General features: G+C 73.7%; 22 protein-coding genes. 6 read left to right on the forward strand and 16 right to left on the reverse strand.

What is annotated here, in order from left to right:
* Window positions 1–233: 233 nt before the first annotated feature.
* From CFK41_RS00460 to CFK41_RS00480, 5 genes are all read right to left on the reverse strand, one after another.
* Window positions 234–1,724 carry a gluconokinase gene (locus tag CFK41_RS00460; RefSeq protein ID WP_096797894.1) on the reverse strand — a complete coding sequence of 497 codons (1,491 nt, stop codon included), beginning with the start codon at window positions 1,722–1,724 and terminating at the stop codon, window positions 234–236.
* A gap of 232 nt (window positions 1,725–1,956) precedes the next feature.
* Window positions 1,957–3,213, reverse strand: a complete 1,257-nt coding sequence (locus tag CFK41_RS00465) for a Dyp-type peroxidase (protein WP_096797895.1) — start codon at window positions 3,211–3,213, stop codon at window positions 1,957–1,959.
* Window positions 3,210–3,857, reverse strand: a complete 648-nt coding sequence (locus CFK41_RS00470) for a copper chaperone PCu(A)C (protein WP_096797896.1) — start codon at window positions 3,855–3,857, stop codon at window positions 3,210–3,212. The genes CFK41_RS00465 and CFK41_RS00470 overlap by 4 nt, the downstream gene beginning before the upstream one ends.
* Window positions 3,858–4,016: 159 nt before the next feature.
* A complete protein-coding gene (locus CFK41_RS00475; protein WP_096797897.1) occupies window positions 4,017–4,700 on the reverse strand; it encodes a hypothetical protein in 684 nt (227 codons plus the stop codon).
* 42 nt (window positions 4,701–4,742) lie between these two features.
* Entirely contained in the window at window positions 4,743–5,747 is a 1,005-nt protein-coding gene (locus CFK41_RS00480; protein WP_096800866.1) for a universal stress protein, read from the reverse strand.
* Window positions 5,748–5,807: 60 nt separating this feature from the next.
* On the opposite strand from CFK41_RS00480, the gene CFK41_RS00485 reads away from it, so the two are divergent.
* Complete coding sequence (locus CFK41_RS00485) at window positions 5,808–6,098, forward strand: DUF1905 domain-containing protein (protein ID WP_096797898.1); 291 nt, start codon at window positions 5,808–5,810, stop codon at window positions 6,096–6,098.
* A gap of 2 nt (window positions 6,099–6,100) precedes the next feature.
* On the opposite strand, the gene CFK41_RS00490 is transcribed toward CFK41_RS00485, so the two are convergent.
* Both CFK41_RS00490 and CFK41_RS00495 read right to left on the reverse strand, forming a co-directional pair.
* Complete coding sequence (locus tag CFK41_RS00490; RefSeq protein WP_096797899.1) at window positions 6,101–6,628, reverse strand: SRPBCC family protein; 528 nt, start codon at window positions 6,626–6,628, stop codon at window positions 6,101–6,103.
* A gap of 66 nt (window positions 6,629–6,694) precedes the next feature.
* Window positions 6,695–7,612, reverse strand: a complete 918-nt coding sequence (locus CFK41_RS00495; RefSeq protein WP_096797900.1) for a LysR family transcriptional regulator — start codon at window positions 7,610–7,612, stop codon at window positions 6,695–6,697.
* A gap of 89 nt (window positions 7,613–7,701) precedes the next feature.
* Between CFK41_RS00495 and CFK41_RS00500 the strand changes: the two genes are divergently transcribed.
* On the forward strand, window positions 7,702–8,028 hold the full coding sequence (locus tag CFK41_RS00500; protein ID WP_096797901.1) for a hypothetical protein: 327 nt from the start codon (window positions 7,702–7,704) through the stop codon (window positions 8,026–8,028).
* A gap of 274 nt (window positions 8,029–8,302) precedes the next feature.
* Here CFK41_RS00500 and CFK41_RS00505 read toward each other — a convergent pair whose 3' ends face one another.
* Window positions 8,303–8,677, reverse strand: coding sequence for a VOC family protein (locus tag CFK41_RS00505; protein ID WP_096797902.1), 375 nt, complete (start codon window positions 8,675–8,677; stop codon window positions 8,303–8,305).
* A gap of 83 nt (window positions 8,678–8,760) precedes the next feature.
* Between CFK41_RS00505 and CFK41_RS00510 the strand changes: the two genes are divergently transcribed.
* On the forward strand, window positions 8,761–9,240 hold the full coding sequence (locus CFK41_RS00510) for a MarR family winged helix-turn-helix transcriptional regulator (RefSeq protein ID WP_151904622.1): 480 nt from the start codon (window positions 8,761–8,763) through the stop codon (window positions 9,238–9,240).
* A 628-nt stretch (window positions 9,241–9,868) separates the two neighbouring features.
* Here the strand turns inward: CFK41_RS00510 and CFK41_RS00515 are convergent.
* From CFK41_RS00515 to CFK41_RS00525, 3 genes are read right to left on the reverse strand one after another with little or no spacing between them, the layout of a single operon-like run.
* A complete protein-coding gene (locus tag CFK41_RS00515; RefSeq protein WP_096797903.1) occupies window positions 9,869–13,384 on the reverse strand; it encodes a S41 family peptidase in 3,516 nt (1,171 codons plus the stop codon).
* A gap of 58 nt (window positions 13,385–13,442) precedes the next feature.
* Window positions 13,443–14,414, reverse strand: coding sequence for an S-layer homology domain-containing protein (locus CFK41_RS00520; RefSeq protein ID WP_151904623.1), 972 nt, complete (start codon window positions 14,412–14,414; stop codon window positions 13,443–13,445).
* Complete coding sequence (locus tag CFK41_RS00525) at window positions 14,405–15,367, reverse strand: hypothetical protein (RefSeq protein WP_096797904.1); 963 nt, start codon at window positions 15,365–15,367, stop codon at window positions 14,405–14,407. Before CFK41_RS00525 ends, CFK41_RS00520 begins: the two co-directional genes overlap by 10 nt.
* A 283-nt stretch (window positions 15,368–15,650) precedes the next feature.
* Between CFK41_RS00525 and CFK41_RS00530 the strand changes: the two genes are divergently transcribed.
* Complete coding sequence (locus tag CFK41_RS00530) at window positions 15,651–17,543, forward strand: glycoside hydrolase family 76 protein (RefSeq protein ID WP_096797905.1); 1,893 nt, start codon at window positions 15,651–15,653, stop codon at window positions 17,541–17,543.
* Between the two features lie 13 nt (window positions 17,544–17,556).
* On the opposite strand, the gene CFK41_RS00535 is transcribed toward CFK41_RS00530, so the two are convergent.
* The 3 genes from CFK41_RS00535 to CFK41_RS00545 all read right to left on the reverse strand — a co-directional run bounded on the left by CFK41_RS00535 (window position 17,557) and on the right by CFK41_RS00545 (window position 21,123).
* Window positions 17,557–18,777 (reverse strand): exodeoxyribonuclease III, encoded by a 1,221-nt coding sequence (locus CFK41_RS00535; RefSeq protein WP_096797906.1) that lies wholly within the window; start codon window positions 18,775–18,777, stop codon window positions 17,557–17,559.
* Window positions 18,778–18,925: 148 nt separating this feature from the next.
* Window positions 18,926–19,993: an LLM class flavin-dependent oxidoreductase gene (locus CFK41_RS00540; RefSeq protein WP_096797907.1), complete on the reverse strand. Its 1,068-nt coding sequence runs from the start codon at window positions 19,991–19,993 to the stop codon at window positions 18,926–18,928.
* Window positions 19,994–20,061: 68 nt separating this feature from the next.
* On the reverse strand, window positions 20,062–21,123 hold the full coding sequence (locus CFK41_RS00545) for an NAD(P)-dependent alcohol dehydrogenase (RefSeq protein ID WP_096797908.1): 1,062 nt from the start codon (window positions 21,121–21,123) through the stop codon (window positions 20,062–20,064).
* 98 nt (window positions 21,124–21,221) lie between these two features.
* Here CFK41_RS00545 and CFK41_RS00550 point away from each other — a divergent pair, with 98 nt between their 5' ends.
* Both CFK41_RS00550 and CFK41_RS00555 read left to right on the forward strand, forming a co-directional pair.
* A complete protein-coding gene (locus CFK41_RS00550; protein WP_096797909.1) occupies window positions 21,222–21,809 on the forward strand; it encodes a TetR family transcriptional regulator in 588 nt (195 codons plus the stop codon).
* A gap of 211 nt (window positions 21,810–22,020) precedes the next feature.
* Window positions 22,021–23,682 (forward strand): BCCT family transporter, encoded by a 1,662-nt coding sequence (locus CFK41_RS00555; protein ID WP_096797910.1) that lies wholly within the window; start codon window positions 22,021–22,023, stop codon window positions 23,680–23,682.
* A 116-nt stretch (window positions 23,683–23,798) separates the two neighbouring features.
* On the opposite strand, the gene CFK41_RS00560 is transcribed toward CFK41_RS00555, so the two are convergent.
* Together CFK41_RS00560 and CFK41_RS00565 are read right to left on the reverse strand one after the other, a co-directional pair.
* A complete protein-coding gene (locus CFK41_RS00560) occupies window positions 23,799–24,320 on the reverse strand; it encodes a ferritin (RefSeq protein WP_096797911.1) in 522 nt (173 codons plus the stop codon).
* Window positions 24,321–24,440: 120 nt separating this feature from the next.
* The gene (locus CFK41_RS00565; protein ID WP_096797912.1) at window positions 24,441–25,523 is read right to left on the reverse strand and encodes a LacI family DNA-binding transcriptional regulator; all 1,083 of its coding nucleotides are present in this window, start codon (window positions 25,521–25,523) and stop codon (window positions 24,441–24,443) included.
* Between the last annotated feature and the right edge of the window lie 261 nt (window positions 25,524–25,784).

The following is a 25,784-nucleotide window of genomic DNA, read 5'->3' on the forward strand; positions in this document are numbered from 1 at the left end:
GCTAGGTATCCGTGCAGGTGACAGCCAGATCACGAAGGATGAATCCCGAAGGTTCCTCCTAAAGGAGGCATCAGGTGACGGTGACGGTGCGACCCGGCCCCGCCCCGCCGGCCCCGGACCCCGTGCCCGTGACGCCGTTGTGCGCCTGGCTTCCAGTCGTGGAAGCCAGGCGCACAACGCCGTTCGTGAGGCGGCGGGGGAGACGCAGGGCCCCGCCGGACTCCCGATCCCGATCAGGCCAGGTCGGCGAGCTTCTCGAAGCGCTCGAGGCGCTCGCGGTAGTAGTCCTGATGGGCCGCGACGGGCTCCACCCGGGTCAGCACCGGCACCTCGGCGACGGGGACGCCGGGAGCGGCCTGCTCGAGCGCCATCACCGCGGCGCCGCGCATGGTCGAGCGGGACACGGCGACGTGGTCGATCGGCATGGCCAGCGCGTCGGAGAGCAGGTGCAGCCAGCCGGGGATCGCCCCGGTCATGCCGCCGGAGAGCACGATCCGCTCGGGCTCGCCGCCGGCCTCGCGCATCTGGTCGGCGATGCGCAGGAACGAGAGGGCCACGCCCTCCATCGCCCCGAGCAGCATGTCCTTCCAGGTGGTGGACGCACCGACGTTCACGAACATCGCCCGCGAGCTGCCCCGCCACTTGGTGCCGCGCTCCCCGGAGAAGAAGGGGATGACCAGCGGGGTCCCGGCCGACGGCGGACCGGAGAAGAGGGTCGCGGTGTCGGTCTGGTCGATGTCGAAGGGCATCGCGAGCTCGTTGCGGCACCAGTCCAGCACCCGGCCGCAGTCGCTCATCGCGGAGCCCACGAGGGTGCGCTGCTGGTCCACGCGGTACGCCCACAGGCCGCTGGGCAGGGTGGGGATGTCGGTGGAGAGCAGCTGGCGGATCGCGCCGGAGGTCGCCGTGGAGATGCCCCAGGTGCCCTCGCCGAGCGCGCCGATGCCGAGGTTCGCGGCGAGGCCGTCGCCGATCACCGGCAGCCACACGGCGTCCGCCAGCTGCGGGAACTCGGCGGCGAGCGGGGTACCGGCCACGGGCAGCGCCTGATCGGGGTCGAGCGACTCGCCCATCGTCGCGGCGTCCACGCCCACGGCCTCGAGCAGCTCGGGGATGTACTGCCCGGTGCGGCGGTCGATCATCCCGGACCAGGCCGCGGAGGCGGTGCCGAGCGCGGCGGTGCCCAGCAGCTTGAAGGCCACGTACTCGCCGAGGGCCATGAAGCGCTCGGTGCGGGCGAACACCTCGGGCTCCTCGGCGCGCAGCCAGGCCAGGCGGGGCGCGGTGTACGAGGAGTGGAGACGGGCGCCCGTACGCTCGTGCAGGTCGTCGACGTCCAGGCGCGAGGCGAGCTCGCCCACCTGGGCGTGGCAGCGGGTGTCCGCATAGGTGATGCAGGGGGTCAGCGCGTTGCCGGCGGCGTCGACCGCGACCAGCGAGGAGGCGAAGGTGTCGAAGCCGATCGCGCGCACCTCGCCCGGGAGGGACTCGGCGGTGAGCACCGCCGCGAGGGAGGCACGGATCTCGGCGACGATCTGATCGGCATCGATGGTGCTCGTGCCGTCGTCGTCGACCGTGAACTCGTGGGTCTCCTTGTGGTTGAGCTTGCCGACCTCGCGGCCGGAGACGTCGTAGACCGCGGCGCGGGTGCCGCCGGAGCCGATGTCGATCCCGACGACCAGGGGACCCTGGGCGTCCTCGGCCGGGATGTTGAAGCGGGGCATGGACTCTCCTGCAGTCGTCGGTGCGCCTGCGCTCGCGCGGCGTCATGGCGCCGGCGCAGGTCGTCGGGACAGCATACGAGCTGGGCTGATGCCGGCCGGAGGGTTCGCCGCGGGTTGCCATGCGAGCGCCGTCTCACTCGGCGCTCGCGCCCGCGACCGTGCCGGGCCCGTGCCCGCGGAGGTGAGGACCCCCGCCGGCGCGGGCCCGGGCGGCCTGCGCATCAGGTAGCGCCTACTCCAGCACCGACTGTCCCAGGAACTCGCCCTCCGCGCACCCCGGCGGGATCGCGAACACGGCGGAGCCGATCGGGGTGGTCCATTCGTTGAGCAGGTCCAGCTCGTCCAGCCGGCGCTGGATCGGCAGGAACTGGCCCGGGAGGTCCGCCTGGAAGGAGACGAAGATCTGCCCGGCCTCGGAGATCGCCCCGCTGCCCGGCGGCGGCGCGATGTCGTAGTTGTACGGCCGACGGAGGATCTCCTGGTGCTCGCCGTCGTCGACCCCTCGCGCCCTCCGCATGTGGGAGAACTCCCCGATCAGCGGGAACCCGTAGGCCGAGGTCAACGAGAAGTCCGCCGGGGTGCGCTCGGTGCCGCCGCTGAGCGGGGCCCCGGTGTCGAGCCTGGTGCCGGTGGACTGCTCCCGGGCGGAGCGGTCCACCTCGTCCCAGCGGTCCAGGTCCATCCGGATCCGCCGGAGCACCATCGAGGTGCCGCCGGCGAAGGGACCGTCGGGGATCCACACGACGCGGTCGAAGTGCTCCGTGCCGGGCTGCGCGTTCGCACTGCCGTCGAGCTGGCCGAAGAGGTTCCGCATCGTGGTGCCGGGGGCCTGGGTCCCCGGGGAGCGGCGGAATCCCCGCTGCAGCCAGCGCAGACGCGCGTAGGCGCGGGCGTCCTTGAGCAGCATCCGGGCCGCGTGGGAGACGGTCAGCGGATCCTCCGCCGCGATCTGCAGCAGGAGGTCGCCGTCGTTCCACTGCTCCTCGAGCTCATCGATCCCGAAGGCGGGCAGCGGAGCCAGCCAGTCCGGGACGGGCCGCTCGGTCCGCTCCATGAGCCCGGGCCCGAAGCCCGCCGTGATCGTGAGCGAGGCGGGCTGGGCCGCCATCTCCGGCTCGGTGTCCGCCAGGGCGGGCTGACCGCGGGTGAGGCGGGAGGCGTCGTCGGTGAGCAGGCGCAGCAGTCGCAGCACCCCCTCCCGGTCCACCTCCTCCCGCAGGTCGAGGGCCAGGAAGGTCGCCGAGGCCGGGGCGGGCGTCCCGATGCCCGCCTGATGCTCGCCGTGGAAGGGGACCGTGACCTCGCCGAGGAGCGGGCTCGGCCCGGTCGCGGAGCGTCCGTCGGCCGGGTTCCGATCCTCGCGCAGTGAGCGGTCCAGACCGACGGAGGCGGCGCCCACGCCGAGCGCGCCCACGCCCACCGAGCCGGCCCGCAGCAGATGGCGGCGACCCCACCGGCGCGGGTCGGCGGGGGAGTCCTGGCCCGTCATCGGTCCTCGCCGTGACCGGCGTGCTCGCCGCCGCCGTCCGAGGCGCCGGAACCGGAGTCCTCGGGGGCATAGTGCTCCTGCGCACCGGAGAAGTCCTTCACGGTCGCGGTGAAGGGATGCTCGGTGCCGTCGGCGAACTCGAGCACCACCTCGATCTCGTCACCGGGCTGCAGAGGAGCGGTGACCTCCATGAGCATGAGGTGGTTCCCGCCGGGCTCGAGCGCGAGGTCCTCGCCGGCGGCGACCGGGAAGCCGCCCTCCTTCTCCTGCATGCTCATGCCGCCGGATCCGTCGGAGGTGGTCTCGTGCAGCTGCACCGAGGTGCTCGCGGGGGTGCGCGCGCCGATGAGCACGAGGTCGTGGCCGGTGCCGTTGGTCAGGGTGCCGAAGGCGGCGGTCATGCCCTCCTCGACGGCCTTGACCCACGGATCGGTGACGGAGAGGGCGCCGGTCGGGGTGGCGGCATCCCCGTCGGAGGTGCCGCCGTCGGATGCGCCGGCGCCGGCGTCCCCACCGCTCCCGGAGCTGTCGGCGCAGGCCGCGAGCGGGAGCAGGAGCGCGGCGAGGGCCGCGCGGCGGGGGATCCGCACCGGGCCCGGAGCGGATCGGCGGGACGGGCGGGAGGACAGGGTGCTGCGAGACATGAGAGGTCCTTTCGGGGCGCTCCGCGGGCCGTCGGCGAGAGCACGATCGGCGGCGGGCGTGACGAGGAACCGCACGGCGGTGCCGCGCGGGGTGATCGACCGGAGGGCGGCCCGAGCAGGTGCGGGATCGCAGCCGACGACGCGAGGCGTCGCCGGTGCTCAGGCGGCCAGGACCAGCGGGGGACCCCGACGCAGCTGCGGGGTGAGCACGGCCCGTCGGGCGTGCGGGAGGTGCGCGACGCCGGGCACCGGGAGGGGCCGACGGGGGAGCACGAGGCGCGGCCGCGCCGGGGAGTGCGGCGGGGTGCGCAGCAGGTCGAGGACCGAGCCCACCAGGCCCGCGCAGCGCAGCAGGAAGCTCTCCCCGGAATGCAGCAGCACCGTGGTCACGAGGGCGGCCACGAGGTGCCACAGCAGCATCTGCAGGTCGGCGTGCTGGCCATGGAGCGTGTGCTCGGCGACGGCGGCGACCCCGTCGGAACCCGCAGCGCCGTGGACGGCATGGGACGAGCTGAGCGCCCCGGCCGTCGGCAGGCCGTGGCCCAGATGGGAGCCCGGCGGATCGACGAGCGTGCGCGTCGGATCGCCCGGGGCGCCGACGGTGAACAGGGCGTGGAACAGCGCCTGGCTGCTCAGCACCGCGAGACCCATGCGCGGGAGCGAGAACCGCGAACCGGCCAGCACCGTGCAGACCGCCACGGCGAGCCACCAGGGCACCGCCACCCCGAGCCACGAGGGCACGGTCCCGCCGCCCACCAGGTGGCCGCCGAGGGCGACCGCGGTGGCGAGGGACGCCGCCATGCCGCCGCGCAGCAGGCGCAACGGGGAGCGGCTCGAGGTCATGACCCCATTGTGCTCCAGGTCGGGCGCCCGCGTATCAGCCGATCAGCGGGGCGCCTCCCCGTCGGCGTCGGGATCCTCCGAGCACAGCGGGGGGACCACCATCACCGGGCCCTCGGCGCGCTGCAGCACCGCCTGGGAGATCGAGCCGAGCAGGGTGCTGGCCACCCGGCCGTGCCCACGGGTGCCGAGCACCGTGAGCTGGGAGGCCGGGGTGCGGGCGAGCAGCTCGGAGACCGGCTCGGCCATCACCGCCTCGGAGGTGATCGTGAGATCCGGGTGCTCGGCCCGCAGCGCCGCGGCCTCCTCCTCGAGCCGCGTCTCGAGCTCGCGCCGGTGGCGGTCCATCAGATCCGGGTCCGGGAGCCAGGCCATCGACGCCCCGCCCCAGTCCTCGATCGAGGAGATCACCATCAGCAGGTGCAGCGGCGCCTGGCGGGTCCGCGCGGCGATGACCGCGTGGCGGACGGTGCGATCGCTGTGCGCGGAGCCGTCCACGCCCACCAGCACCGGGGTGTCCTCGTCCCGCGGGGTGAAGCGACCGGCCCCGGTCAGGTCGCCCAGCTCGTACTGGCGGGGGACCACGACGGTGGGGCAGTGCGCATGGCCGGGCAGGGCCGAGGAGACCGAGCCCAACAGGCGGCCGAGGAAGCCGCCCCGGCCGCGGGAACCGACCACCACCATCCGGGCCTCCTCCGAGAGGCGCACCAGCACCCCCGCCGCGTCGCCGTGCTCGGTGCGCAGCTCGACCGGGCCGGGATAGCCCTCCAGGTGCTGACGCGCCCCTTCGAGCTGCTCCTGCGCGGCCGCGAGCCGGGCGACCTCCGCGGGCACCGCGGGAGTCGTCGCGACGTCGGAGTAGGCGAGGTTCGGGACCGTGAAGGCGGTGACGACGGTGAGCGGGCGCTCGAGCCGTCGGGCGGCGCGGGCCGCGTAGTACAGGGCCCGGACGGACTGGTCCGAGCCGTCGTAGCCGACCAGCACGCCGAGCGGGCGGTCCGCGGGATCGGAGGGGTTCGTGGACGGAGTGCTGACGTCGTCGTCGGGCATCTCGACCTCCTGCGTCGGGGGCTCCATCGTAGGCCCGACGGCGGGGTCTACGCTCGGTCCATGGACCTGACCTTCACCGCGACCACCATCGAGTGGCGCGGGCCGGCGCCCTTCGTCTTCGCGCCCGTGCCCCCGGACGAGGCCGACGCGATCGCGGCGATCGCCTCCTCCGCCACGTACGGCTGGGGATGCATCCCGGCGAACGCCCGCATCGGCGGCACCGACTTCACCACCTCGCTGTTCCCCCGTGACGGCGGCTACCTGGTGCCGGTCAAGGTCGCGGTGCAGCGCGCCGAGGGCGTCGAGGTGGGGGACACGGTGGAGGTCTCGCTCCACATCGAGGCGCGCTGAGCTCAGCCCACCTCGGGCTGGTCCGGCAGGTCCAGCTCCTCGGCGTAGCGGTCGCGCAGCTCGCGCCAGCCGTGCTCGAGGGCATCCATGCCCACGATCCGCTCCTGGTCCTCGCCGTCGAGGCGGGCGTCGAGCACCGCGAGGCACACCTGCCAACCGGCGAGATAGGTGGGGGCGTAGCGAGGCTCGGCGAGGTTCATCTGGAGCGTCAGGCGGGCCTCGTCGACCAGCCATTCCAGCAGGTCGTCGCCCCAGCGGTGGCTCAGGGCGTGGTCCCCGGCGGTGGCCAGGACGTCGGCCGAGACGGGATCGTCGCCAGGGTTCTCGCGGGCGAGCACGGGGCCCACGTCCGTCAGCGGACGCTCGGGCACGATCGGCGACCAGGTCGCCAGGAGCTCCGGGTCGGTCAGGTGCTCCCAGATCTGCGCGCCGGTCCCGGAGAGGTCCACCTCGAGGATCACGGCGTCCTCGGTGCGGTCCACGGCGACGGGCAGCTCGGCGATGCGCTGGTCGATGGGGGTGGCGGTCATGGGGTGTCCTTCCAGTCTGCCGCGAGAGGGCGCGGCGGGCGGCTCTCCCATTGTCCACCCGGAGGTTCAGAGCGCGACGACGCCGGGGATCCGCCCTGCGGTCTCCTGGGCGAACTCCTGCAGCCGGCGGACGATGAACCGGGTCGCCGGGTTCTCCGCGATCGAGCGTCGCACCCGTATCTCGACGCGCCGCTCCGGGCAGGGGCGCCGCAGCGGGACGGTGACGATGCCCGGCTGGGAGGTGGCGGCGATGAGCGAGGGCTGGACGCTGACGTAGTCGCCGGTGGCGACGAAGCCGCCGACGGCCGCGTAGTCCGAGGGGTTCGCTGCGATCTCCGGGACGAAGCCCGCCGCCCGGCACGAGGAGAGGATGCGCTGGAACCACCAGGAGTCCAGCGGGTCGTCCGTGGTCCAGGGCAGCGACGCGATGTCGTGGAGCGTCAGCTCGGCCCGGTCCGCGAGGGGATGGCCCTCGGCGAGCAGCACCGAGTAGACCTCCTCGACCAGCTCGATGGAGGACCAGTCCGGGCCGAAGGACGGCGAGCCGGCGTCGGCGAGCACCACGTCGAAGCGATGTCCGGCCTCCTGCACCGTGCAGTCGCGGTGCATCAGGTCGAGGGTCAGATCCGGGAAGGTGCGGCGCACCTCGTGCGAGATGGAGGGGACCCAGGTCGCCGCGACGGAGGTGACGTAGCCGAAGCCGAGCCTCCCGGTGCGGCCGCTCGCGAGCTCCCGGGCCAGGCGCTCCACGTCGTCGAGGGCCTCGAGCGCGGTGCAGGCCCGCTCGGCGAGCTGCTGCCCGGCGGAGGTGACCACGATGCCGCGCCCGCTGCGCTCCACGAGCGCGACCCCGGTCTCCCTGCCGAGCGTGGACAGCTGCTGGCTCACGGCCGACGGGGTGTAGCCGAGCGCCTCGGCGCTCGCACGGATGCTCCCGGTCTCGACGACGGAGCGGAGCACGCGGAGCTTGGTGGGATCGAGCATGGGGCGACCCTACAACTGTTCACCCGAGCTGAACAGAGGCGTGCCAATCATCGCTTGTCCTGAATGATCGCGGGGTCGAGGATCGAGGCATGACCTCCGCACTGATCGGCCTCGCCCTCATCCTCCTCATCGCCGTCGTCACCGTCGCGCTCGGTGCGCTCACCCGCCTGCTCGCCGCGCGGATCATCGCCCCCGAGGCTCCGGCCGACGGTCGCCCGCTCACCCCGCTCGAGCGCATCGCGCTGGGCAACGAGATCATCGCCCGCGACCTCCAGCCCGACGACACCCACCCCGTGGCCCGCACTGCGGACCGGGCCGCGGACCACGGTCCGGCCACGGCGTACGACGACCGACCGATGCTGCGCCAGGACCTCGCCCTGCGCTACCCGAGCATCGCCGCCCACTCCCTGCGGTGAGAGGTGGCGGTGGAGGGCGTCGCCTTTCGCCGTCCGGCCCGCCTCACGGTGTCGTCCGCCCGTCGACTGCTCGCCGCTGCCCGGCCCGCCTCACGGTGTCGTCCGCCCGTCGTCCGGCCCACCGCCGCTCATCGCTGGCGCCCCGGGGCAGGTCGACTGTCAGCTGGCGAACCAGATTTCAGGCTGAAGCGGTTCGCCAGCTGACCGTTGAGTCCCGCACTGCTGTCGCGCGGGTGGCGGGAGCGGCGGCGGAAGCGACCGCCGGTCAGCGAAGTCAGGCCGCGACGGTGTGAGCGGTGAGCGCGTAGCCCTCGGGGCCGACGAAGGCCACGGTGCGGCCGAACGGCGAGTCCGACGGCGGGCCGAGCACCTCGACGCCGGCGGCGACGAGGCGCGAGTGCAGGTCGTCGGCGTCGTCGACGCCGAACCACATCGCGACGCCCGCTCCCGGTCGCGGCGAGACGGACGCGAGGTCGACGCCGGGCAGGGGCTCCCGCACGGCGAAGGGGATCGGGGCGGTGTCGAACACGATCGCCCCGGGCGGGCCGGCGGGGACGCGTGCCAACCCCAGGTGCTGCTCGAAGAAGCCGGCGGCCGCCTCGAGATCGCGCACCTGCAGGGCGAGGAAGTCGGGTCCGGTGGTGGTCATGGGGTCCTCCTGGTCTCGGAACTCCTGTATGTCAGGACCCTTATATGGAACATCGGCAGACGGGGGTATGTCAAGATGCTGATATGCAGACGCCGGACGCTCCCCGCCCCGACAGCACCCCTGCCCCGGGATCCGACCTCGGGCGCCGCCTCGGGTACGTGCTCAAGCAGGCGCAGTCGGCGCTCCGCTCCCGCATGGACGGCGCGCTGCGGCCGCTGGGACTCACCGTTCCGCAGTACGCCTGCCTCGAGCTCCTCGAGCCCGGACCGCTCTCCAGCGCCGAGCTCGCGCGCGGCGTGTTCGTCACCGCGCAGTCGATGAACGCCGTGGTGAAGTCGCTGCAGGAGCGGGGGCTCGTGGCGCGCGACGATGTCGCCGCGAGCGGACGTCGGCGCCCTGCCGAGCTCACCGCCGCGGGGCGCGCGCTGCTCGCCGAGGCGGACGGGTCGGTGCGCAGGATCGAGGCGCAGATGGTCGAGGCGATCGCCGGAACGGACGTCGATCGCCTGGTCGACGAGCTCGCGGCGATCGCCACGCATCTCCCGTCGGCCGCCGACGACTGAGAGCGGCCGCTGGCGCCGACGACTGAGCCCGGCCGCTGGCGCCGACGACTGATACCGGCAGCTGGCGCCGACGACTGAGCGCGGCCGTTGGCACCGACGACTGATACCTGCTGCTAGCGCCGACGACTGAGCGCGGCCGCTGGCACCGGTCACCGAACGGTGTCCGCTGGCGCCGGCTGGTGTCGGTCGTGCGGGCGGGCGCGGGAGTCGACTGTCAGCTGGCGAACCAGATGGCAATCATTTTTGGCTCGCCAGCTGACAGTCGGACGGGCTGGGCGCCGAGAGGAGGCGCCCGGGCCAGCATCAGCTGCGGCGGGCAGCGAGCGGCGGGCGGCGAGCGGCGAGCGGCGAGCGGCGAGCGGCGCGGGAGTCGACTGTCAGCTGGCGAACCAGATGGCTATCATTCTTGGCTCGCCAGCTGACAGTCGGACGGGAACGGGAGCGAGCGCGCGCGGAATCGTCAGGTGTCGAACCAGAATCCGGTGCCCAGGATCCGGTGCCCAGGATCCGGTGCGGAGTGGTTCGGGACCTGACGATTCCGTGGCCAGGACTGCGGCGGGCCGACCGGGAGCCTTCGCCCCGGCCTGGTCGGCCCGGTCGGCCCAGCCCGCCGACAGGCCCGGCCGGATCAGCGGCGGAAGCGCGGGGCGGGCAGCGGGGGTGCGACCGCGGCGGGCTTCGCCTCCAGCAGCGCGAGCGCCTCGGTGACGCCGCGCTCGAGCTGCGGATCCTGCCCGCCCACCCAGGCGTTCGGCGGGAAGTGCACCTCGATGTCGGGCTCGACGCCGTAGTTCTCGATCGCCCAGTCCTCGCCCTCGAACCAGCTGGCGTACTTCGGCTGGGTGACGCCGGTGCCGTCGACCAGGTCGTAGCGGCCGTCGATGCCGATCACGCCGCCCCAGGTGCGGGTGCCGACGATCGGCCCGATCTCCAGGGCGCGCGAGACCGCGTTCACGATGTCGCCGTCGGAGCCCGCCTCCTGGTTCGTCACCAGCACCACCGCGCCGCGCGGCGCGAAGGACGGGTAGGTGCCCGGCCGCTCGTGCCGCGGGTAGCCCCAGGAGAGCACCCGTCGGGCGATCCTGTCGGTGACCAGCTGCGAGGTGTGGCCGCCGCTGTTGTAGCGCACGTCCACGACCAGGCCCTCCTTGGTGGAGGCCTCGCGCAGGTCGCGGTGCATCTGCGCCCAGCCCGAGGAGACCATGTCCGGGATGTGCAGGTACCCGAGGCGGCCGCCGGAGAGCTCCTGGACCCGCTCGCGGCGGGCGGCGACCCAGTCCTGGTAGCGCAGGGCGGAGTCGTCGGGGAGCGGGGTGACCGCCACCCGGTGCTCGGCGCCGTCGCGCAGCAGCACCAGCTCGGTGGCCTTGTTCGCAGCGCCGATCAGCGCCGCCTCCACGCCCTCGCGGGGCACCGGCCGGCCGTCGACCCGGATCACCGCGTCGCCGACCTCCGCTCCCACGCCGGGGGCGAGCAGCGGCGAGCGGGCGTCGGGGTCCGAGGAGTCGCCGGGGAGGATCCGGGTGATCACCCAGCGGCCGTCCACGAGCTCGACCTCCGCGCCCAGGTGCCCGGGCAGCATCGGCGGATCCGCCTGGTACACCCCGCCCTGCACGTAGGCGTGCGAGGTCCCGAGCTCGCCCTGGACCTCCCACATCATGTCCTGGAAGTCGTCCTCGGTGACCAGGCGCTCCACGACCGGGTCGTACCAGGACGTCATGGCGTGCCAGTCCATGCCGTCCATGTCCGCACGCCAGTACTGCTGGGCCATGATCCGGTAGTTGTCCCAGAGCATCCCGCGACGCTCCAGCACCGGATCCACGGTGAGCCGCATCCGGGAGGTGTCGATGACGATGCGCGCCGGGTCCTCGTCCTCGGCCTTGCGGGTCGCGGGCACCTGCACCCACTGCTCGCCCTGGCGGATCACCAGGGTCTCCCCGTCGCCGGAGGCGGCGAGGTCGGAGACGTCCTCGGCGAGCACGGTGAGCTTGCGGTCCGCGAGGCTCCAGTGCTCGAGCGTCGGCGTGGGCGCGTCGCCCGTGACCCCGGCGCGAGCGCTGCCCAGCACGCCCTGCTGCGGGTGGCGCAGCCAGACGAACCCGCCGGTCACCGCGGTGAGATGCGAGTAGTAGCCCGAGATGACCGGGAAGGGCACCAGTCGCGACTCCACGGCGTCGGTGTCGATGCGGGTGGTGGGCGGCCGATGCGCCTCGTCGGCCCCGGCGGCGCTGTGCGAGGTGGCGGGCTGCGTCGAGGCGTCCTGCGTCTCCGCGCGCGTGGTCGCCGCGGTACCGGCGCCGTGGGCCCCGCTCGCGGACTCCGAGGATCCCGTCGAGCCCGTGGCGTCCTTGCCGGCGTCGGCGGCGCCCCAGCCGTCGGGGTGGGGGCCGAAGGGGTCGGGGGTGGTGCGCTCGAGCGGCAGCAGGAAGGGCCGCTCGGCGTTGACGAACCCGAGGTCGAAGACCATGTCGTCGTACACCGTCTCGAAGGTGCGCAGGCTCAGCAGGGCCAGGTGCTTGCCGTCGGCGCTGAAGGCCGGGGCGGAGTCCTGATACTTCCCGGAGGTGAGGGCGCGGCCGGTGGGCTCGTGGTCCTCGGTGTCCGAGAGCATGAGGCGGCTGAGCTGCCAGGAGTTGGGCTCGGCCCACACCAGCCAGCGGCCGTCCGGGGACCAGGCGAGGTCCTGCACCTCGCCGCCGGTGGAGCGGCCCACCTCGCGCACGTGGTCCAGCCGCGGGGCGGGGACGGCGCTGTCGGCGTCCTGCTCCCAGGCGGAGGCGGCGGGGGTGGTCGCGGGAGTGCGGTGCGAGGCCTTCGCGGGGTCCTCGGTGCCGCGCAGGGTCACCAGGCGCACCACGTTGTCGTGGGAGGCGATCGCGATCTTCGACCCGTCGGGGGAGGGGATCGCGTGCAGGATGCGGCCCACCTCGCCGAGGTCGAGCCGGATCTCCTCGCCGCCGCCGTCGAGCCGGGCGAGGGCGAGCACGTCGGAGCCGACGCCCCCGTTCTCGCGGTCCGCGAGCGCCTCCGCGTCCGAGACGAACACGGCGAAGGGGGTGCGGCCCAGCGGGTGCACCTCGCGCAGGCGCAGCCCGCAGCTCCCGGCGAGCAGCCGGGAGGGGCCGCCGCGGTGGGTGAGGGCGTGGACGCTGCCGCGCCACTCGACGACGCTCGCGCGGGCGTCGTGGAGGGGGCGCACCGCCAGCACGTTCTCCTGCGGGGAGGCCGGGCGGGGCAGCCGCGAGGCGCCGACGCCGGAGACCAGGATCTCGACCTCGCGCGGGGCGTCGTCCAGGGAGTCCATCGCGAACAGCTGCCCGCGGGAGGTGAAGACGATGGTGGAGCCGTCGGTCGCGGGTTCGCGCAGGTACCCCTGCTCGGAGGTGAAGGAGGTGTGGGAGCGCAGGTCCGAGCCGTCGGCCGCGGTCGACCAGAGGTTCGCGGAGGCGCGGTCGGTCAGCGCCGCGCCGGCCCCCGGGGTGTCCGAGGCGAACAGCAGCCGGTCCCCGTACCAGGCGATGCGCAGCTTCGAGGCGAGCACCTCGTCCAGCAGCGGCTCCCAGGCGCGCGCCGCATGGGCCTCGGCCGGGGCGTCCAGCGGGACGTCCTCGCGGGAGACCCAGAGCTTGACCGCGGTGCCGCCCTGGTAGTGCTTCCAGGAGGCCTGGTCGCGGCGCCACGGGGTGGAGACGACGGTGGTGCCCGAGGGGTGGATCGCCACCTCGCCGCTGCGGCCCAGCGGCAGCAGCTCGGCGGAGCCGTCGAGGTCGATCGCCCACAGCTGCGCGTCCCGGGCGATGGGGGCGCCGTAGCTGGTGGTGGCGAGGACCCGGCCGTCGGGCAGCCAGCCGGCGACCTTCGTCGAGGGGCGGCCCCAGGAGGTGAGGCGGCGCGGGGCGGAATCGCCCTCGGTGGCGATCACCCACACCTCGGGGCCGCCGGAGGTGCGGGAGGTGTACGCGACGTGCTCGCCGTCGGGCGAGAAGCGGGGGTACCCGACGGGGGCGCCCTCGTCGGTCAGGCGCCAGGCGCGCCCGCCGGCCAGCGGGGCCAGCCAGACGTCGTTCGCGGCGGTGAAGGTCAGGAGGTCTCCGCGGACATCGGGGTGGCGGAGATAAGCAGCATGTGCGGGCGTCGTCGGCATGCGACCCAGCCTATGTCCGTGCTGTGACGGGGCGAACGGATTTTGTGTCGCGGCGCGATCAGCCCAGAGCGGAGGCGATGACCTGGTCCGCGCGGTGCAGGGACAGGGCGAGGTCGGCGCGGGTCACGCCCTCCTCGCCGGCCCAGTCCGCGAGCGACTCCAGCGCCGGGACCATGCCCGCGGCGGTGAGCCAGGCGACGTCGGCGAGCGCCGGGTCGGCCACTTCGGCCTGCGGCAACGAGGACTCGGGGGAGGGGTCCCAGGTCACGCCCATCCCGGCGAGGGCCGGGCGCATCAGGGCGGTGAGCATCATCGCCGTGCAGTCCCGGGTGGCGGGCTCGTCCGGATGCACCCGCAGCTCGGCATCGCCCCACAGCGCCCCGTGGCCGTGCAGCCACAGCAGCGCCGCATCGGTGGCGGGATCGTCGCCCAGGTCGGTGAACAGCGCCGGGGCGGCGGCGAGGTCCACCGCGGGCGCGCCGGCCAGCCGATGCAGGGCGAGCGCCGCCTGACCGCGGGTGACCGGCGCGTGCGGGGAGTACGCGGTCGCGCTCGTCGCGGGCTGGACCCCGGTCTCGTGCGCCCAGCGGATCGCCGCCGCGGCGGGATCGCCGGAGTCGACGTCGGAGAACGAGACGCGCGCTCCGCCCGCGAGGAACGGCGGGAGGTCCACCCCGGCGCCGCGGAGCAGACCGGTGACGCCGATCGTGCCGCCGACGGCCGCGGCCGCGCCGACGAGCAGCACGGTGCGCCGCCCGGCGAGGGAGCGGGCGGGGGTCGCCGGGGCGGGAGCCGAGATCGGGCCGACGGGCTCTGGTGCGAGGGGCGGTGCCGGGGTCTGCGGCGCGGACGCCGCAGAGGCGGCGGGCGCCATCGGGGCGATCTCGGTCGGGATGGACGTCGGGCCATCGTCGGCGACCGGCGCGACCTCCGTCGGGACGACGGGCGGAGCCGGGGCCGACGGGGGAGGCGTCGGCGCTCCGGGGCGACCAGCCCGCAGATGCGGGGCGGCCGGTCGTCTCAGAGCCATCTCAGCTCCCGCAGACGCCGCACGATCGCCCAGCTCACGGCCAGGTTCCCCCAGCCGTTGAGGTGGATGTCGTCCGGGGCGCGGAGGTCCGCCGGGACGATCCCCTGCTCGAGGGCGGCGTGCGTGGTGGCCTGCTCCAGCAGACGCAGCGGGGCCAGCGGCGGACAGCTGAGCCCCGACTCGGAGGTCAGCAGCTCGCCGAGGTCGAGGAAGTGGTCGCCGTAGCGGCGCTGCTGCTCGGCGCTGACCTGCGCCACGGCCTCGGCGGTCGCGGAGCCGACGGGGTCGGAAGGGGTCGCCCACTGGCCGAGCACCAGGGTGTCGTGCTCGGGGTCCGCGGCGGCGTCCCACATGCGCTGGGTGTCCTCGAGCACGCGCTCCACCTGGTGGATGTTGTTCTTGCCCATCCACAGCACCTGCCGGGAGCCCTCCGCGACGGTCGCGAGCGAGGAGCGGAAGGTGCCCGCTTCGAGGGAGGCGGCCGGGTCGTCGGGCGCGAACAGCCAGCTGCCGCTGGAGCCGTCCAGCATGCCGGGGACCCCGGAGAGATCGCCCGGGATGCGCAGCGGACCGGCCGGGGTGAGGCCGGAGTCCAGCTCGACGGGCACCTGCCCCGTGCCCGGGGCGGGATCTCCCAGCAGGGCCAGGTGCGGGGTGTCCAGGCCGCGCATGAGCACGGTGTGCGGGGAGCGCGTGGCGCCCACGCCGTAGGCGTGCACCACCGCAGGGGCGAGCGCGAGGGCGAGGTGCTCGTGGATCCGTACCGTCAGCGGGGTCGCGGCGTCGCCGCCCTCCGAGCTCATCGAGGAGGAGCCCCACAGGGTCAGCGGCCGGGCGTCGCCCTCCGGGGCGAGCAGCCGACGGGAGGCCTCGGTGCCGGGAAGGGAGCGGGCGCCGCCGTCCGCCAGAAGGGGTGCGGCAGGCGCGGCCGGGGCGGCGGCGTGCTGCGGCATCACTGGCCTCCGAGGGGCTGGGCAGGGCGGGCGCCCCACCGGCGCTCACGGGCCTCAGCTTACGGGACCGCAGGCGGCTCGCACGAGGAGTCGGCGAGGATCACGTGGGCGTCGCGCGCTCCTCGCCGCGGAGGCCCGCGAACGCCCCGACGACGTGGAGGGCGGAGAGGCCTTGACCGCTCAAGCACACGGTGGCAGGCTCGGCGGCGGCCGCACCCGAGCACCATGCGGCCTGTGCACGGACAGGCATCCAGCCCTCCGACCTCTGACCCGGAGCCCATCGATGACGATGACCCGCCGTACGCTCGCCACCCTCTCCGCCGCCGCCGTGCCGATCCTCGGCCTGGCCCCGGCCGCCTGGTCCGCCCCGCCCGGCTCCCTGTCGGCCGGCGGTGACGCCTCCCGAGCGCTGTCCCGGGCGCGCGCCGCCGCCGAGGTGCTCATGGCTGATTACGACCCGGACAAGGCCTGGTTCCCCTCGAGCTGGTGGAACTCCGCCGTCGCCCTCCAGACCATCGGCGACTACATGCTGCGCAGCGGGGATCTCCGCTTCCTCGACCAGCTGGAGCGCACCTTCGAGCGCAACAAGGGCCCCTTCCCTGCCGGGGAGCTCTCCGGCGACGAGATCTACGGGAGCTTCTGCAGCCGCGCGATCGACGACTCCGGCTGGTGGGCGCTGACCTGGATGCGCGCCTACGACCTCACGGGCGAGCAGAAGCACCTCGACATGGCCGTGACCATCGGCGAGTTCATGAGCGACTTCTGGGACCCGAGCACCTGCGGCGGCGGCATCTGGTGGGACGAGGAGCGCACCTACAAGAACGCCGTCACCAACGGGCAGTGGATCCGCCTGACCGCCCAGCTCCACGCCCGCATCCCCGGCGACCGGCAGTGGCTCGAGCGCGCGCTCGAAGCCTGGGAGTGGTACGCCCACGGGGCGATGATCGGCGAGGACGGCCTGCTCAACGACGGTCTCACCGACGCCTGCGAGAACAACCACGACCGCGTCTACACCTACAACCAGGGCCTCGCGATCGGCGGCGCGCTCGAGCTGTGGCGCGCCACGGGCGATGAGACCCAGCTGGAGCGGGCGCGCTGCTTCGCCGACTCCGCGCTGGCCGAGGGCGCCCTCGTCGAGGACGGCATCCTGGTGGAGTGGACCGACGCGCTCGGCGAGTCCACGAACGACAACCACAAGCAGTTCAAGGGCATCTTCCTGCGCTACCTCATGGACCTCGCCGACACGACGGGGGACGCACGCTACCGGGAGTTCGTGGCCCGCCAGGCCGCCTCGATCTGGGAGCGCGACCGCACCCTCGACGGCCGGCTCGGGGTGCGCTGGAGCGGTGAGGAGTCGGCGGACTCCCCGAACGTCGCCGACTGGCGCACGCAGGCCAGCGCCCTCAGCGCCCTGATCGCGGATCTCCCGGCCGACGGGGCGGACAGCTCCCTCACCGCCGCGCTCACCCAGCCGTCGGTCGTGATCCCCGACGGCGAACCCACCGCGAGCAGCCTGCAGCTGGAGGTCACCGCGACCACCGCAGCGGCGCGGAAGCTGGTGGTGCACCTCGAGGTGGAGGCGCCCGACGGGTGGATCGTGGACCTGGCCTCCCGGATCCGGCTCGACCTCCCCGGCGGCGACGCGGTCGTCGCGGTGGAGCTGCCGCTGACGGTGACGATCCCGCCGGACGCTGCCGACGGCGTCCATGAGATCAGCGTCCGCGCCCGCACCTCGGCCCAGCAGGACTTCACCGCCGGCGCCCGCGTGGTGGTGGCTCGCGAGATCGCCTTCGCCGGCGGCACCGAGGACGGCCCCTGGCTGTGGGAGGACCGGGGGTCGGGCGTGACCGACGAGCCCGGCCGCTTCGCCGACGGGACCAGCTCCTTCACCTACCGCTTCCCCTTCCCGGCCGGCACCACGACGGCGCAGGCCACCGTGACGATCTCGAACCAGTTCGTGGTCGAGCTCAGCGCCGACGGCTCGGAGTGGACCTCGGTGCTGCGCGAGACGGAGCAGATCCGCGACGCCTCCAACCGGGGCGACCGCACCCTCGACCTCACCCCCTATCTCGGCGGCGAGGACAAGGACGTCTACCTCCGGGTCTCCGACGCCTTCGCCGAGGACGGCTGGGGTGGGCAGGTGCACCGCGTCACCGCGGAGCACAGCGCCGGCTGAGGGCCGGGGCCGGTCACGGCAGGTCGTAGTCGACGACCACGGGCGAGTGGTCCGAGAGCCGTTGCCCGCGGAACTCCCGGTCGACCACGGCCTGCCGTGCCGTGCGCGCGAGACCGGGCGTGGCCAGGTGGTAGTCGATCCGCCAGCCCGTGTCCTTGGTGAAGGACTGCCCGAGCCAGGACCACCACGAGTAGGGGCCGTCCTCCTCCGGGTGGAGGCTGCGCACCACGTCCACGAGCGTGCGCGGGGAGAGCTGCTGACCGAACCACTCCCGCTCCTCGGGCAGGAAGCCGTCGTTGCTCTGGTTGCGCCGCCAGGCGGCGAGGTCCTGCCGGGTGTGGGCGATGTTGAGATCCCCCATCAGCAGGAGCTCGCGCCCGTTCGCGGCGGCCGCGCGGCGCGTGCTGGTCAGGTAGCGGCTGAACGCGGCGAGGAAGCCCATCTTGCGCGCGTACTTCGCTCCGCCGTCGGGCGCCTCCCGCATCCGCTCCGGGCGCTGCAGGTGAGCGGGCAGACCGCCCTTCGGGAGGTAGAGGCAGGCGATGGTCACGGGGGCGTCCGCAAGGTCCACCTCGAGGTAGCGGCCCTCCGCGGCGAAGGGGCCGAGCCCGCGGGAGAGCGGCACGTGGTCGGGGGCGTCGACCGAGATGAGCGGCGCTCCGGGGGCTGCAGCCGTTCCGCCGGCTCCCGCCGTTCCGCCCGCTGCCGCCGTTCCGCCGGCTGCCGGGCCTGTCGCGCCCGCAGCACTGCCAGCTCCCGACGTCGGGTGGCGAGCGGTCGTGTCACGGAATGGCGTATGGCGACGAGAGGTGGCTATATCGCCACCTCTCGTCGCCATACGCCCTTCCATGACGCCGCCGTCCGGTGCGACCCCCGGTTCCGGCGAGTCCGCGGGCCCCGGTGAGCCCGCCGGGGCCGCCGAGACCGGCTGGCCATCCGCGCCGCCCGCGCCGTCCGTGCCGCCCGGCGCGCCGAGCAGGGCGGTGCCGCTCCAGGTCCGCACCGCCGCTGGGGGCTCGCGGGTGAGCACCGCGACGCCGTTGCGGCCGGGGAGCGTGCCGGTCTCGAGGGCCACGTGATAGTCGCCGAAGGCGGCGTCGGGCAGCTTGTCCGCCTGCGCCCGGACCTCCTGGAGCGCGACCACGTCGCAGTCCCGGTCGGCGAGCCACTCCCCGAAGCCCCGGCGGTGCGCGGCGCGGATCCCGTTGACGTTGGCAGAGGCGATGCGGAGCATCCCCCGAGGTTACGGCCCCGGGGTTCGTACCGCCCAGCCCGACGGCCGGCCCGCCAGGCCAGCTCGACGGCCGGCCCGACGGCCGGCTCGCCGGGCCAGCCCAACGGCCGGCCCGCCAGGCCGGCCCGCCGACGCGACCGACCGGCCCTCAGCCGATCGCGTCGCCGATGACGGGGCCCTCCGTGTTGGGCTTCCAGCCCAGCGCCGGCGCGACGTGCTCGGCGAAGCTCTGCAGGATGTTGAGGTTGATGTCCACCCCGGCCTGGCTGGGGATCGTGAGCAGCACCGTGTCGGCGGACTGCACGGCGGCGTCGGCCTTCAGCTGCTCGATGAGCTGGTCCGGCTCCCCCGTGTAGGAGCGGCCGAAGGTGGAGCGGGTGCCGTCGATGATGCCGATCTGGTCCGAGTCCTCGCCCGGGCGCGTGCCGAACAGCATGCGGTCCTGCTCGGTGACGATCGGGAACACGCTGCGCGAGACGGACACCCGCGGGGTGTGGGTGTGCCCGGCCTCGCGGAAGGCGGTGCGGAAGGCGTCGATCTGCTCGGCCTGGAGGTCGCCGAAGGCGGCGCCGGTGGCCTCGGTGAGCAGGGTCGAGCTCATCATGTTCAGGCCCTGCTGCCCGGTCCACTCGGCGGTGCCGCGGGAGCCAGCGCCCCACCAGATGTGGCGCAGGAGGTCCTCGGACTGCGGCTCGATCGCCAGCGGCGCGTGCGGCGAGGCATCGGACATGTACGGCTGCGCGGCCGCCCGGGTCATCGGCTTGCCCTGGATGGCCTGCAGGAACACGTCGAATTTGGCGCGGGCGATGTCCGCGCCGCGAGGGTCGGTCGAGCCCGTGTAGCCGAAGGACTCCCAGCCCCGCTCCGCCGCCTCGGGGGCACCGCGGGAGATGCCGAGCGCCACGCGGCCGTCGGCGATGAGGTCGAGCGCGGCGGCCTCCTCGGCGAGGTAGAGGGGGTTCTCGTAGCGCATGTCGATCACGCCGGTCCCCACCTCGATCCGCTGCGTGCGCGCGGCGACGGCGGAGAGCAGCGGCATGGGGGAGGCCGCCTGGCGGGCGTAGTGGTGGACGCGGAAGTACGCACCGTTCACGCCCAGCTCGTCGGCGCCGACGGAGATGTCGATCGCGTCGTGCAGCATCTGGCGGGCGCTCAGGCCGCCCTGCGCGGGGCTGCCGCCGTAGTGACCGAAGCTGAGGAATCCGAAGGCTCGCATGCGCCCACCCTACCTTCTTGTTGAAAAATGCACTATGCCTCGCGGCGGTGCGTCACGCCCTGTCGCCGTCAGCCCACATCGAGATCGAGGTCGGACAGGTCCAGCACCAGGCGGTAGCGCGCTTCGCCCCGCTCCAGCCGGGCCAGCGCCTCGTCGACCTGGGACGACGGGAGCACCTCGACGTCCGCGGTCACGCCGTGCGTCGCGCAGAACTCGAGCAGCTCTGCGGTGCGGGGCATCCCGCCGCTCCCGGCCGACGTGAGCTTCTTCCGCCCGACCAGCAGTGACATGGTCTCGAGCGAGATCGGCCCGAGGTGGCCCAGCTGGGAGAGCGTCCCGTCGAGGGCGAGCAGCTCGAGCAGGGGAGCGAGGTCGTGCGGCGCGGACACCGTGTCCAGGATGACGTCGAATCGCCCTCGGGCGCGGCCCATCTCCTCCTCGTCGGTGGAGAGCAGCAGGTGATCGGCGCCGAGGCGCCTCGCGTCGTCGGCCTTGGCGGCCGTGCGGCTGAGCACGGTCACCTCGGCGCCGAGGGCCGACCCCAGCTTCGCCGCGAGATGGCCGAGGCCGCCGAGGCCCACCACGGCGAGCCGGGTCCCCGCGCCCACCTCGAGCGCCCGCAGCGGCTCCCAGACGGTGATCCCGGCGCAGAGGAGAGGAGCGGCGGCAGCGGGGTCGAGGCCGGACGGGAGGGGGTGGGCGAACTCCTCGCGCACCACGTGCTCACGGGAGAAGCCGCCGAGCGTGGGGGTGCCGTCCCGGCGGTCCGTGCCGCCGTAGGTCAGCGTCGGGAACTCGCGGCAGTAGTTCTCCTGACCGCCGAGGCACATGTCGCAGCGCAGGCAGGCGTCGACGATGTTGCCGACGGCGACCGCCTCGCCCACGGTGAACCTCGTCGCGCCGGCCCCGACAGCCACGACGACCCCGGTGAACTCGTGGCCGGGGACGAGCGGGCCCTCGCGGTCGGCGCCGTGTGCGGCGTGGTCGTCCAGGGCGTGGAGGTCGCTGTGGCAGACCCCGCAGTAGTCGATCCGCACGGCGACATCCTCCGGGCGCAGGTCACGCCGCTGCAAGGTGGTGCGGTGCATGGTGCGCGGCCCGCGGGCCGCCCATCCGGTGGTGGTCCTCATCGGGGTCCCTTCCAAAAAACAGACTGTTCGGTCTGTTGGACAGTAGCGCCCCGGAGGGTCGAAGTAAACCAACCGGTCTGTTCGGTTACCATGAGCCCATGCCCCAGAAGCAGCTGACCCCGCGCGGAGCCGCCACCCGCGCACGGATCATCGAGGCGGCGACGGCCGAGTTCGCCGCGCACGGCCTCGCCGGCGCCCGCGTGGAGCGGATCGTCGACGCCGCACGGACGAACAAGGCTCAGCTCTACACGTACTTCGGGAGCAAGGAGAAGCTGTTCGACGCGATCTTCGGGGCCTCGCTCGACCGGATCGTCGAGGTGGTCCCCATCGACTCCTCGGACCTCGCGGACTGGGCGGTGCGCCTGTACGACGAGTACCTCGAGCGCCCCGATCTGATCCGCCTCGCCACCTGGACCCGCCTCGAGCGACGGCCCACGGGGCATCTCGTCGAGGATGCGGAGCGCCGTGACGACGCCAAGCTGCGCTTCATCGCGCAGGGGCAGGTCGAGGGGCGGATCCGCGACGGGGACCCCTTCGACCTCATGGCGCTGGTGATCGCCATGTCGATGGCCTGGTCGCCGGTCAGCAACGTCTACGCGGCCACCGGCGAGGAGACCGAGGATGTCCACCGGGCGCGCCGAGAGCTGCTGCGCGGGGCGGTCGCAGCGGCGGTGTCCCCCGCGTGAGCACCCCGGGGGCGCGGATGAGACGTGTCCCCCGATCTCGCGGCCGAGCACCCCGTCTGCCGACGGACTCCCCGTAGGGTGGAGCGTTCTGCGCCCGGGCCCCATCGCGCCCCGTCGGTCCGCCGACCGTCGCAGACCCCCTCCTCCGCTGCCCGCCACCGCGCTCTCCTGCCCGGATCGCACGTCAGCGCCCTACGGAACGGACCGCTCCATGCCCATGGACGACCCTGCCGACCACCCTCCTTCAGCGCCCCGCCCCGTGGCGCCCCGCTCCGCCCCGCGCAGCGCCCGGCGCGAGGCCGAGCGCTTCCCGGCGACGCCCCATCTGCCCGGCAGCTCCCGGAACGTGGTCCTGTGGATCTCGGTGGCGCTCATCCTCGCCCTCCTGCTCGTCGCCGGGCTCGCGCCCGAACGGATGAACACCGCGGCCGACGCGGCGATGCAGTGGGTGACCGCCACGAGCGGCTGGTCCCTCCTGGTCATCCCCCTCGGGCTGATCGCGCTGCTGCTCGTCCTGGCGCTCACCCGGGTGGGCGGCATCCGGCTCGGTCCGGACGACTCGCGCCCGGAGTACCCCACCTATGCGTGGATCGCGATGCTGCTCGGCGCCGTGATGGGGATCGGCATGATCACCTACGGCGTCGCCGAGCCCGTCTCGCACCTGGTCGCCCCGCCGCACGGCCTCGCCGAGCCCGGCAGCCCGGACGCGGTCGTGGACGCCCTGCGCTTCACCTTCCTGGACTGGGGCCTGCACGCCTGGGCGGTGTTCGCCGTCTTCGGCCTGGCGATCGGCTACTCCACCCACCGGCTGGGCAACAAGGGGCTGGTCTCGCCGATCCTGCGGCCGCTGATCGGGCGCCACGCCGACGGAGCGCTGGGTCGGGCGGTCGACGTGCTGGTGATCCTGTCCACGCTGTTCGGGACCACCACCTCGCTGGGGCTGGGGGCGGCCCAGATCAGCCAGGGCCTGGCCCAGATCACCGGGCTCGAGCTCACCACCACCGGCGTGCAGCTCGTGGTGATCGCGCTGGTGACGGTGCTGTTCACCGCCTCGGCCATGAGCGGCATCGGGCGCGGCATCCGCTACCTGAGCGAGGCCACGATGGTGATCGCCGCCGCCCTGCTGCTCTTCGTGCTGGTCACCGGCCCCACGAGCTGGCTGATCAACGTCCTCCTGCGCTCGCTGGGAGGGTATGTGGGCGACTTCGTCGAGATCAGCCTGCTGCTGCCCACCGACGGCGAGGACCTCGCCTGGATGCAGGGCTGGACCTACTTCATGATGGCCTGGTGGATCTCCTGGGGCGCCTTCGTGGGGATCTTCCTGGCGCGCATCTCCCGCGGCCGCACCATCCGGCAGTTCGTCCTGGTGGTCCTGGGGCTGCCCACGCTGGTCTTCTCCGTCTGGTTCTCCGTGTTCGGCGGCTCGGCGATGTTCATGGACCTCGAGCGCGGCACCTCGATCGGCGACGCCGCGGCGGAGGACGTCAACACCGCGTTCTTCGGCCTCCTGGACCAGCTGCCGCTGACCACGCTGACCTCGGTCGTCGCCGTGGGTCTGGTGGTCCTCTACTTCATCACCGGGGCGGACTCGAACACCTATGTCCTCGCCGTGCTCTCCTCGGACGGCCACCTCGAGCCGGGACGCTGGGTGACCTGCCTGTGGGGGCTGCTCACCGGTGCGACCGCCGCCGTGCTGCTGTACGCCGGGGGCCTGGAGGCGCTGCAGACCGCCGTGATGCTCTCGGCGGCGCCGTTCATCCTCGTCATCCTGGCGCTCGCGATCTCGCTGGTGATGATGCTGCGGCGCGATCCTCTGCTCGCCGGCACACCGGTCGAGCCGGCGCCCGTCCCGGAGACCGCCGACCGGAGCTGACGGGCCCGGACACGACGGAGGCCGGTCCGCGCCGCAGCGCGGACCGGCCTCCGTCGGTCCTGATCCCGGCCGTGGCGTCGCAGACGCGCCGCCGCACGGGATCGGTCAGGCGAGGATCAGTCCTCGGCGGCCTCGGTGGACTGGGTGGGGCGCGCGCCCAGCTCGGAGTCGAGCCGGAGCAGGCCGGAGCCGTCGTCGCCGATCAGCTTCAGGCGGCCGATGATCTCCGAGGCGGTGGCCTCCTCCTCGATCTGCTCGTCCACGAACCAGTTCAGCAGCGGGCGGGAGTCGTAGTCGCCCTCCTTGTCGGCGCTGCGGTACAGCTCGCGGATCGCCTCGGAGACCTTCTCCTCATGGGCGAGGGCGGCCTCGAAGATCTCCAGCACGGTCAGGCCGGGTGCCACGCCGGGCTCGGTGATGGTGCCGATCGCCGCGTGGTTGCCGCGGTCCGAGACGTGCTGGATGAACTTGTTGGCGTGGACGATCTCCTCATCGGCCTGGTGGCGCAGCCACGCGGCGATGCCGGGGAGGTCCTGCTCGTCCGCCTCGATGGCGAGCTGCCGGTAGGTGATCGACGCGGCGAACTCGAGGGTGATCTGGTCCTGGAACTTCTTCTCAAGGTCATGGCTCATCTTCATGATGCCGACGGTAGTCCTCTGCGGCGCACTTGTCACCCATGGAAAGGCTTGCCTGACCTGCGCTGATGAGGTTCGGCGAGGCTTACCTGCCCGCGCGGGACGGGGTGCGGACCGCCGTGGTCAGCTCCGTGGCCGTTCGGGTGCCGGCCCCAGCGTGCGCCCGGGCAGCAGGCGCCCGGGGATCGCGGTGTGGCGCACGGCCGGTCGGCGGTCCGCGGCGGCCGACGGGCCGGCGGAGTCCGGGGGAGCCGACGGATCCGCGGGCTCCTCCCGGGCGTCGGCCAGCAGCTCCTCCATCCGCGCCACGGCGCTGCGGGCCACCTCCTCCACGGGGAGGCGGATCGTGGCCAGGCCGATGAGGTCCAGCCCGTCGCCCATCCCGTCGAAGCCGACGGTGGAGACCTCCTCCGGGACGCGCACCCCGCGGGCGGCGGCGGCGCGCAGAAGATCCAGAGCCACGTAGTCCACCGGGCAGACGATGCAGGTCAGAGCCTGCTCGGCGGCGAGGTCGAGCGCCCGCACCACGCCCTGCTCGACCGGCAGCAGGTCGACGGGCACCGTGGCGAGGCCCAGCTCGTGGTAGCGGTCGACGAGGCTCCGCATGCGCAGGTCGAACACCCGCGAGTAGAGCAGCGGGGCGGTCAGCACCGCGATTCGGCGGTGGCCGGCCGCGGCGATCTCCTCGGCCATGAGGCGCCCGTGGGCGCGCTCGTCGTAGCTGACCGACTCGATCTGCGGGTGCTCGTTCGGGCGGCCCACGATCATCATCGGGGTGGCGGTGACGGTCTCGACGAGGTCCTCCGCCGCGGTGACGCCGGTGCCCACGAACACTCCCGCGACCCGCTGGCCGATGAGCCGGTTCAGGCCCTCCACCTCCGCGGTGCCGTAGTCGTGGCGGGAGGCCGTGACCGAGATGAGGGTGCGGCCGCCGGCCTCCACGGCCCTGTTCAGCTCGGTGTGGAGGTGGCCGTAGGCCGGGTTCGTGGCGTCGCGGATCAGCAGTCCCAGCTGCCGGCCCTGCCGCATCGCCAGCCCGCTGGCCACGAGGTTGTGCACGTAGCCCAGCCGCTTCGCGGCCTCGTGGATCCTGATCATCGCATCCGGGGAGACGCGCTCCCCGCCGTTCTGGAACACCCGCGAGACCGTGGAGCGGGAGACGCCCGCGGCGCGCGCGACATCCTCCATCGTCGGTGGTCGAGCCATGATCCGTCCCTCCTCCGGGGTCGGCGCGGACCAGCCGCGCGGCGGGAGCCCGTGCCGCCGCTCCGCGACCGGGTGTCGGCGCAGAATAGCCCGCCCGATGACGTCCACCAGGGCCGACGGGTGACCGTCGGGTGAAGTCCGCGTTCGTGGACTCCTGTCTCGAACCGGCCGACGGGGAACTCTTCCGGGCGATGGGGTGAACAGTGGGTGGACCGGGGCCCCGGAGAGCCGCCGTCAGGCAGGGGGAAGGGCCGACGGACT

It is taken from the genome of Brachybacterium ginsengisoli, assembly GCF_002407065.1.
Classification (GTDB): domain Bacteria; phylum Actinomycetota; class Actinomycetes; order Actinomycetales; family Dermabacteraceae; genus Brachybacterium; species Brachybacterium ginsengisoli.

Bases quoted from the DNA above. Each gene is read 5' to 3' on its own strand.
- CFK41_RS00500 (WP_096797901.1), top strand. From the start codon at position 7,702: ATGACCTCCGCACTGATCGGCCTCGCCCTCATCCTCCTCATCGCCGTC.
- CFK41_RS00460 (WP_096797894.1), bottom strand. From the start codon at position 1,724: ATGCCCCGCTTCAACATCCCGGCCGAGGACGCCCAGGGTCCCCTGGTC.
- CFK41_RS00540 (WP_096797907.1), bottom strand. From the start codon at position 19,993: ATGCGAGCCTTCGGATTCCTCAGCTTCGGTCACTACGGCGGCAGCCCC.
- CFK41_RS00530 (WP_096797905.1), top strand. From the start codon at position 15,651: ATGACGATGACCCGCCGTACGCTCGCCACCCTCTCCGCCGCCGCCGTG.
- CFK41_RS00475 (WP_096797897.1), bottom strand. From the start codon at position 4,700: ATGACCTCGAGCCGCTCCCCGTTGCGCCTGCTGCGCGGCGGCATGGCG.
- CFK41_RS00505 (WP_096797902.1), bottom strand. From the start codon at position 8,677: ATGACCACCACCGGACCCGACTTCCTCGCCCTGCAGGTGCGCGATCTC.
- CFK41_RS00535 (WP_096797906.1), bottom strand. From the start codon at position 18,777: ATGCTCCGCATCGCCTCTGCCAACGTCAACGGGATCCGCGCCGCGCAC.
- CFK41_RS00495 (WP_096797900.1), bottom strand. From the start codon at position 7,612: ATGCTCGATCCCACCAAGCTCCGCGTGCTCCGCTCCGTCGTCGAGACC.
- CFK41_RS00525 (WP_096797904.1), bottom strand. From the start codon at position 15,367: ATGCCGCAGCACGCCGCCGCCCCGGCCGCGCCTGCCGCACCCCTTCTG.
- CFK41_RS00485 (WP_096797898.1), top strand. From the start codon at position 5,808: ATGGACCTGACCTTCACCGCGACCACCATCGAGTGGCGCGGGCCGGCG.
- CFK41_RS00480 (WP_096800866.1), bottom strand. From the start codon at position 5,747: ATGCCCGACGACGACGTCAGCACTCCGTCCACGAACCCCTCCGATCCC.
- CFK41_RS00560 (WP_096797911.1), bottom strand. From the start codon at position 24,320: ATGAAGATGAGCCATGACCTTGAGAAGAAGTTCCAGGACCAGATCACC.
- CFK41_RS00510 (WP_151904622.1), top strand. From the start codon at position 8,761: ATGCAGACGCCGGACGCTCCCCGCCCCGACAGCACCCCTGCCCCGGGA.
- CFK41_RS00555 (WP_096797910.1), top strand. From the start codon at position 22,021: ATGCCCATGGACGACCCTGCCGACCACCCTCCTTCAGCGCCCCGCCCC.
- CFK41_RS00465 (WP_096797895.1), bottom strand. From the start codon at position 3,213: ATGACGGGCCAGGACTCCCCCGCCGACCCGCGCCGGTGGGGTCGCCGC.
- CFK41_RS00565 (WP_096797912.1), bottom strand. From the start codon at position 25,523: ATGGCTCGACCACCGACGATGGAGGATGTCGCGCGCGCCGCGGGCGTC.
- CFK41_RS00515 (WP_096797903.1), bottom strand. From the start codon at position 13,384: ATGCCGACGACGCCCGCACATGCTGCTTATCTCCGCCACCCCGATGTC.
- CFK41_RS00520 (WP_151904623.1), bottom strand. From the start codon at position 14,414: ATGGCTCTGAGACGACCGGCCGCCCCGCATCTGCGGGCTGGTCGCCCC.
- CFK41_RS00490 (WP_096797899.1), bottom strand. From the start codon at position 6,628: ATGACCGCCACCCCCATCGACCAGCGCATCGCCGAGCTGCCCGTCGCC.
- CFK41_RS00550 (WP_096797909.1), top strand. From the start codon at position 21,222: ATGCCCCAGAAGCAGCTGACCCCGCGCGGAGCCGCCACCCGCGCACGG.
- CFK41_RS00545 (WP_096797908.1), bottom strand. From the start codon at position 21,123: ATGAGGACCACCACCGGATGGGCGGCCCGCGGGCCGCGCACCATGCAC.
- CFK41_RS00470 (WP_096797896.1), bottom strand. From the start codon at position 3,857: ATGTCTCGCAGCACCCTGTCCTCCCGCCCGTCCCGCCGATCCGCTCCG.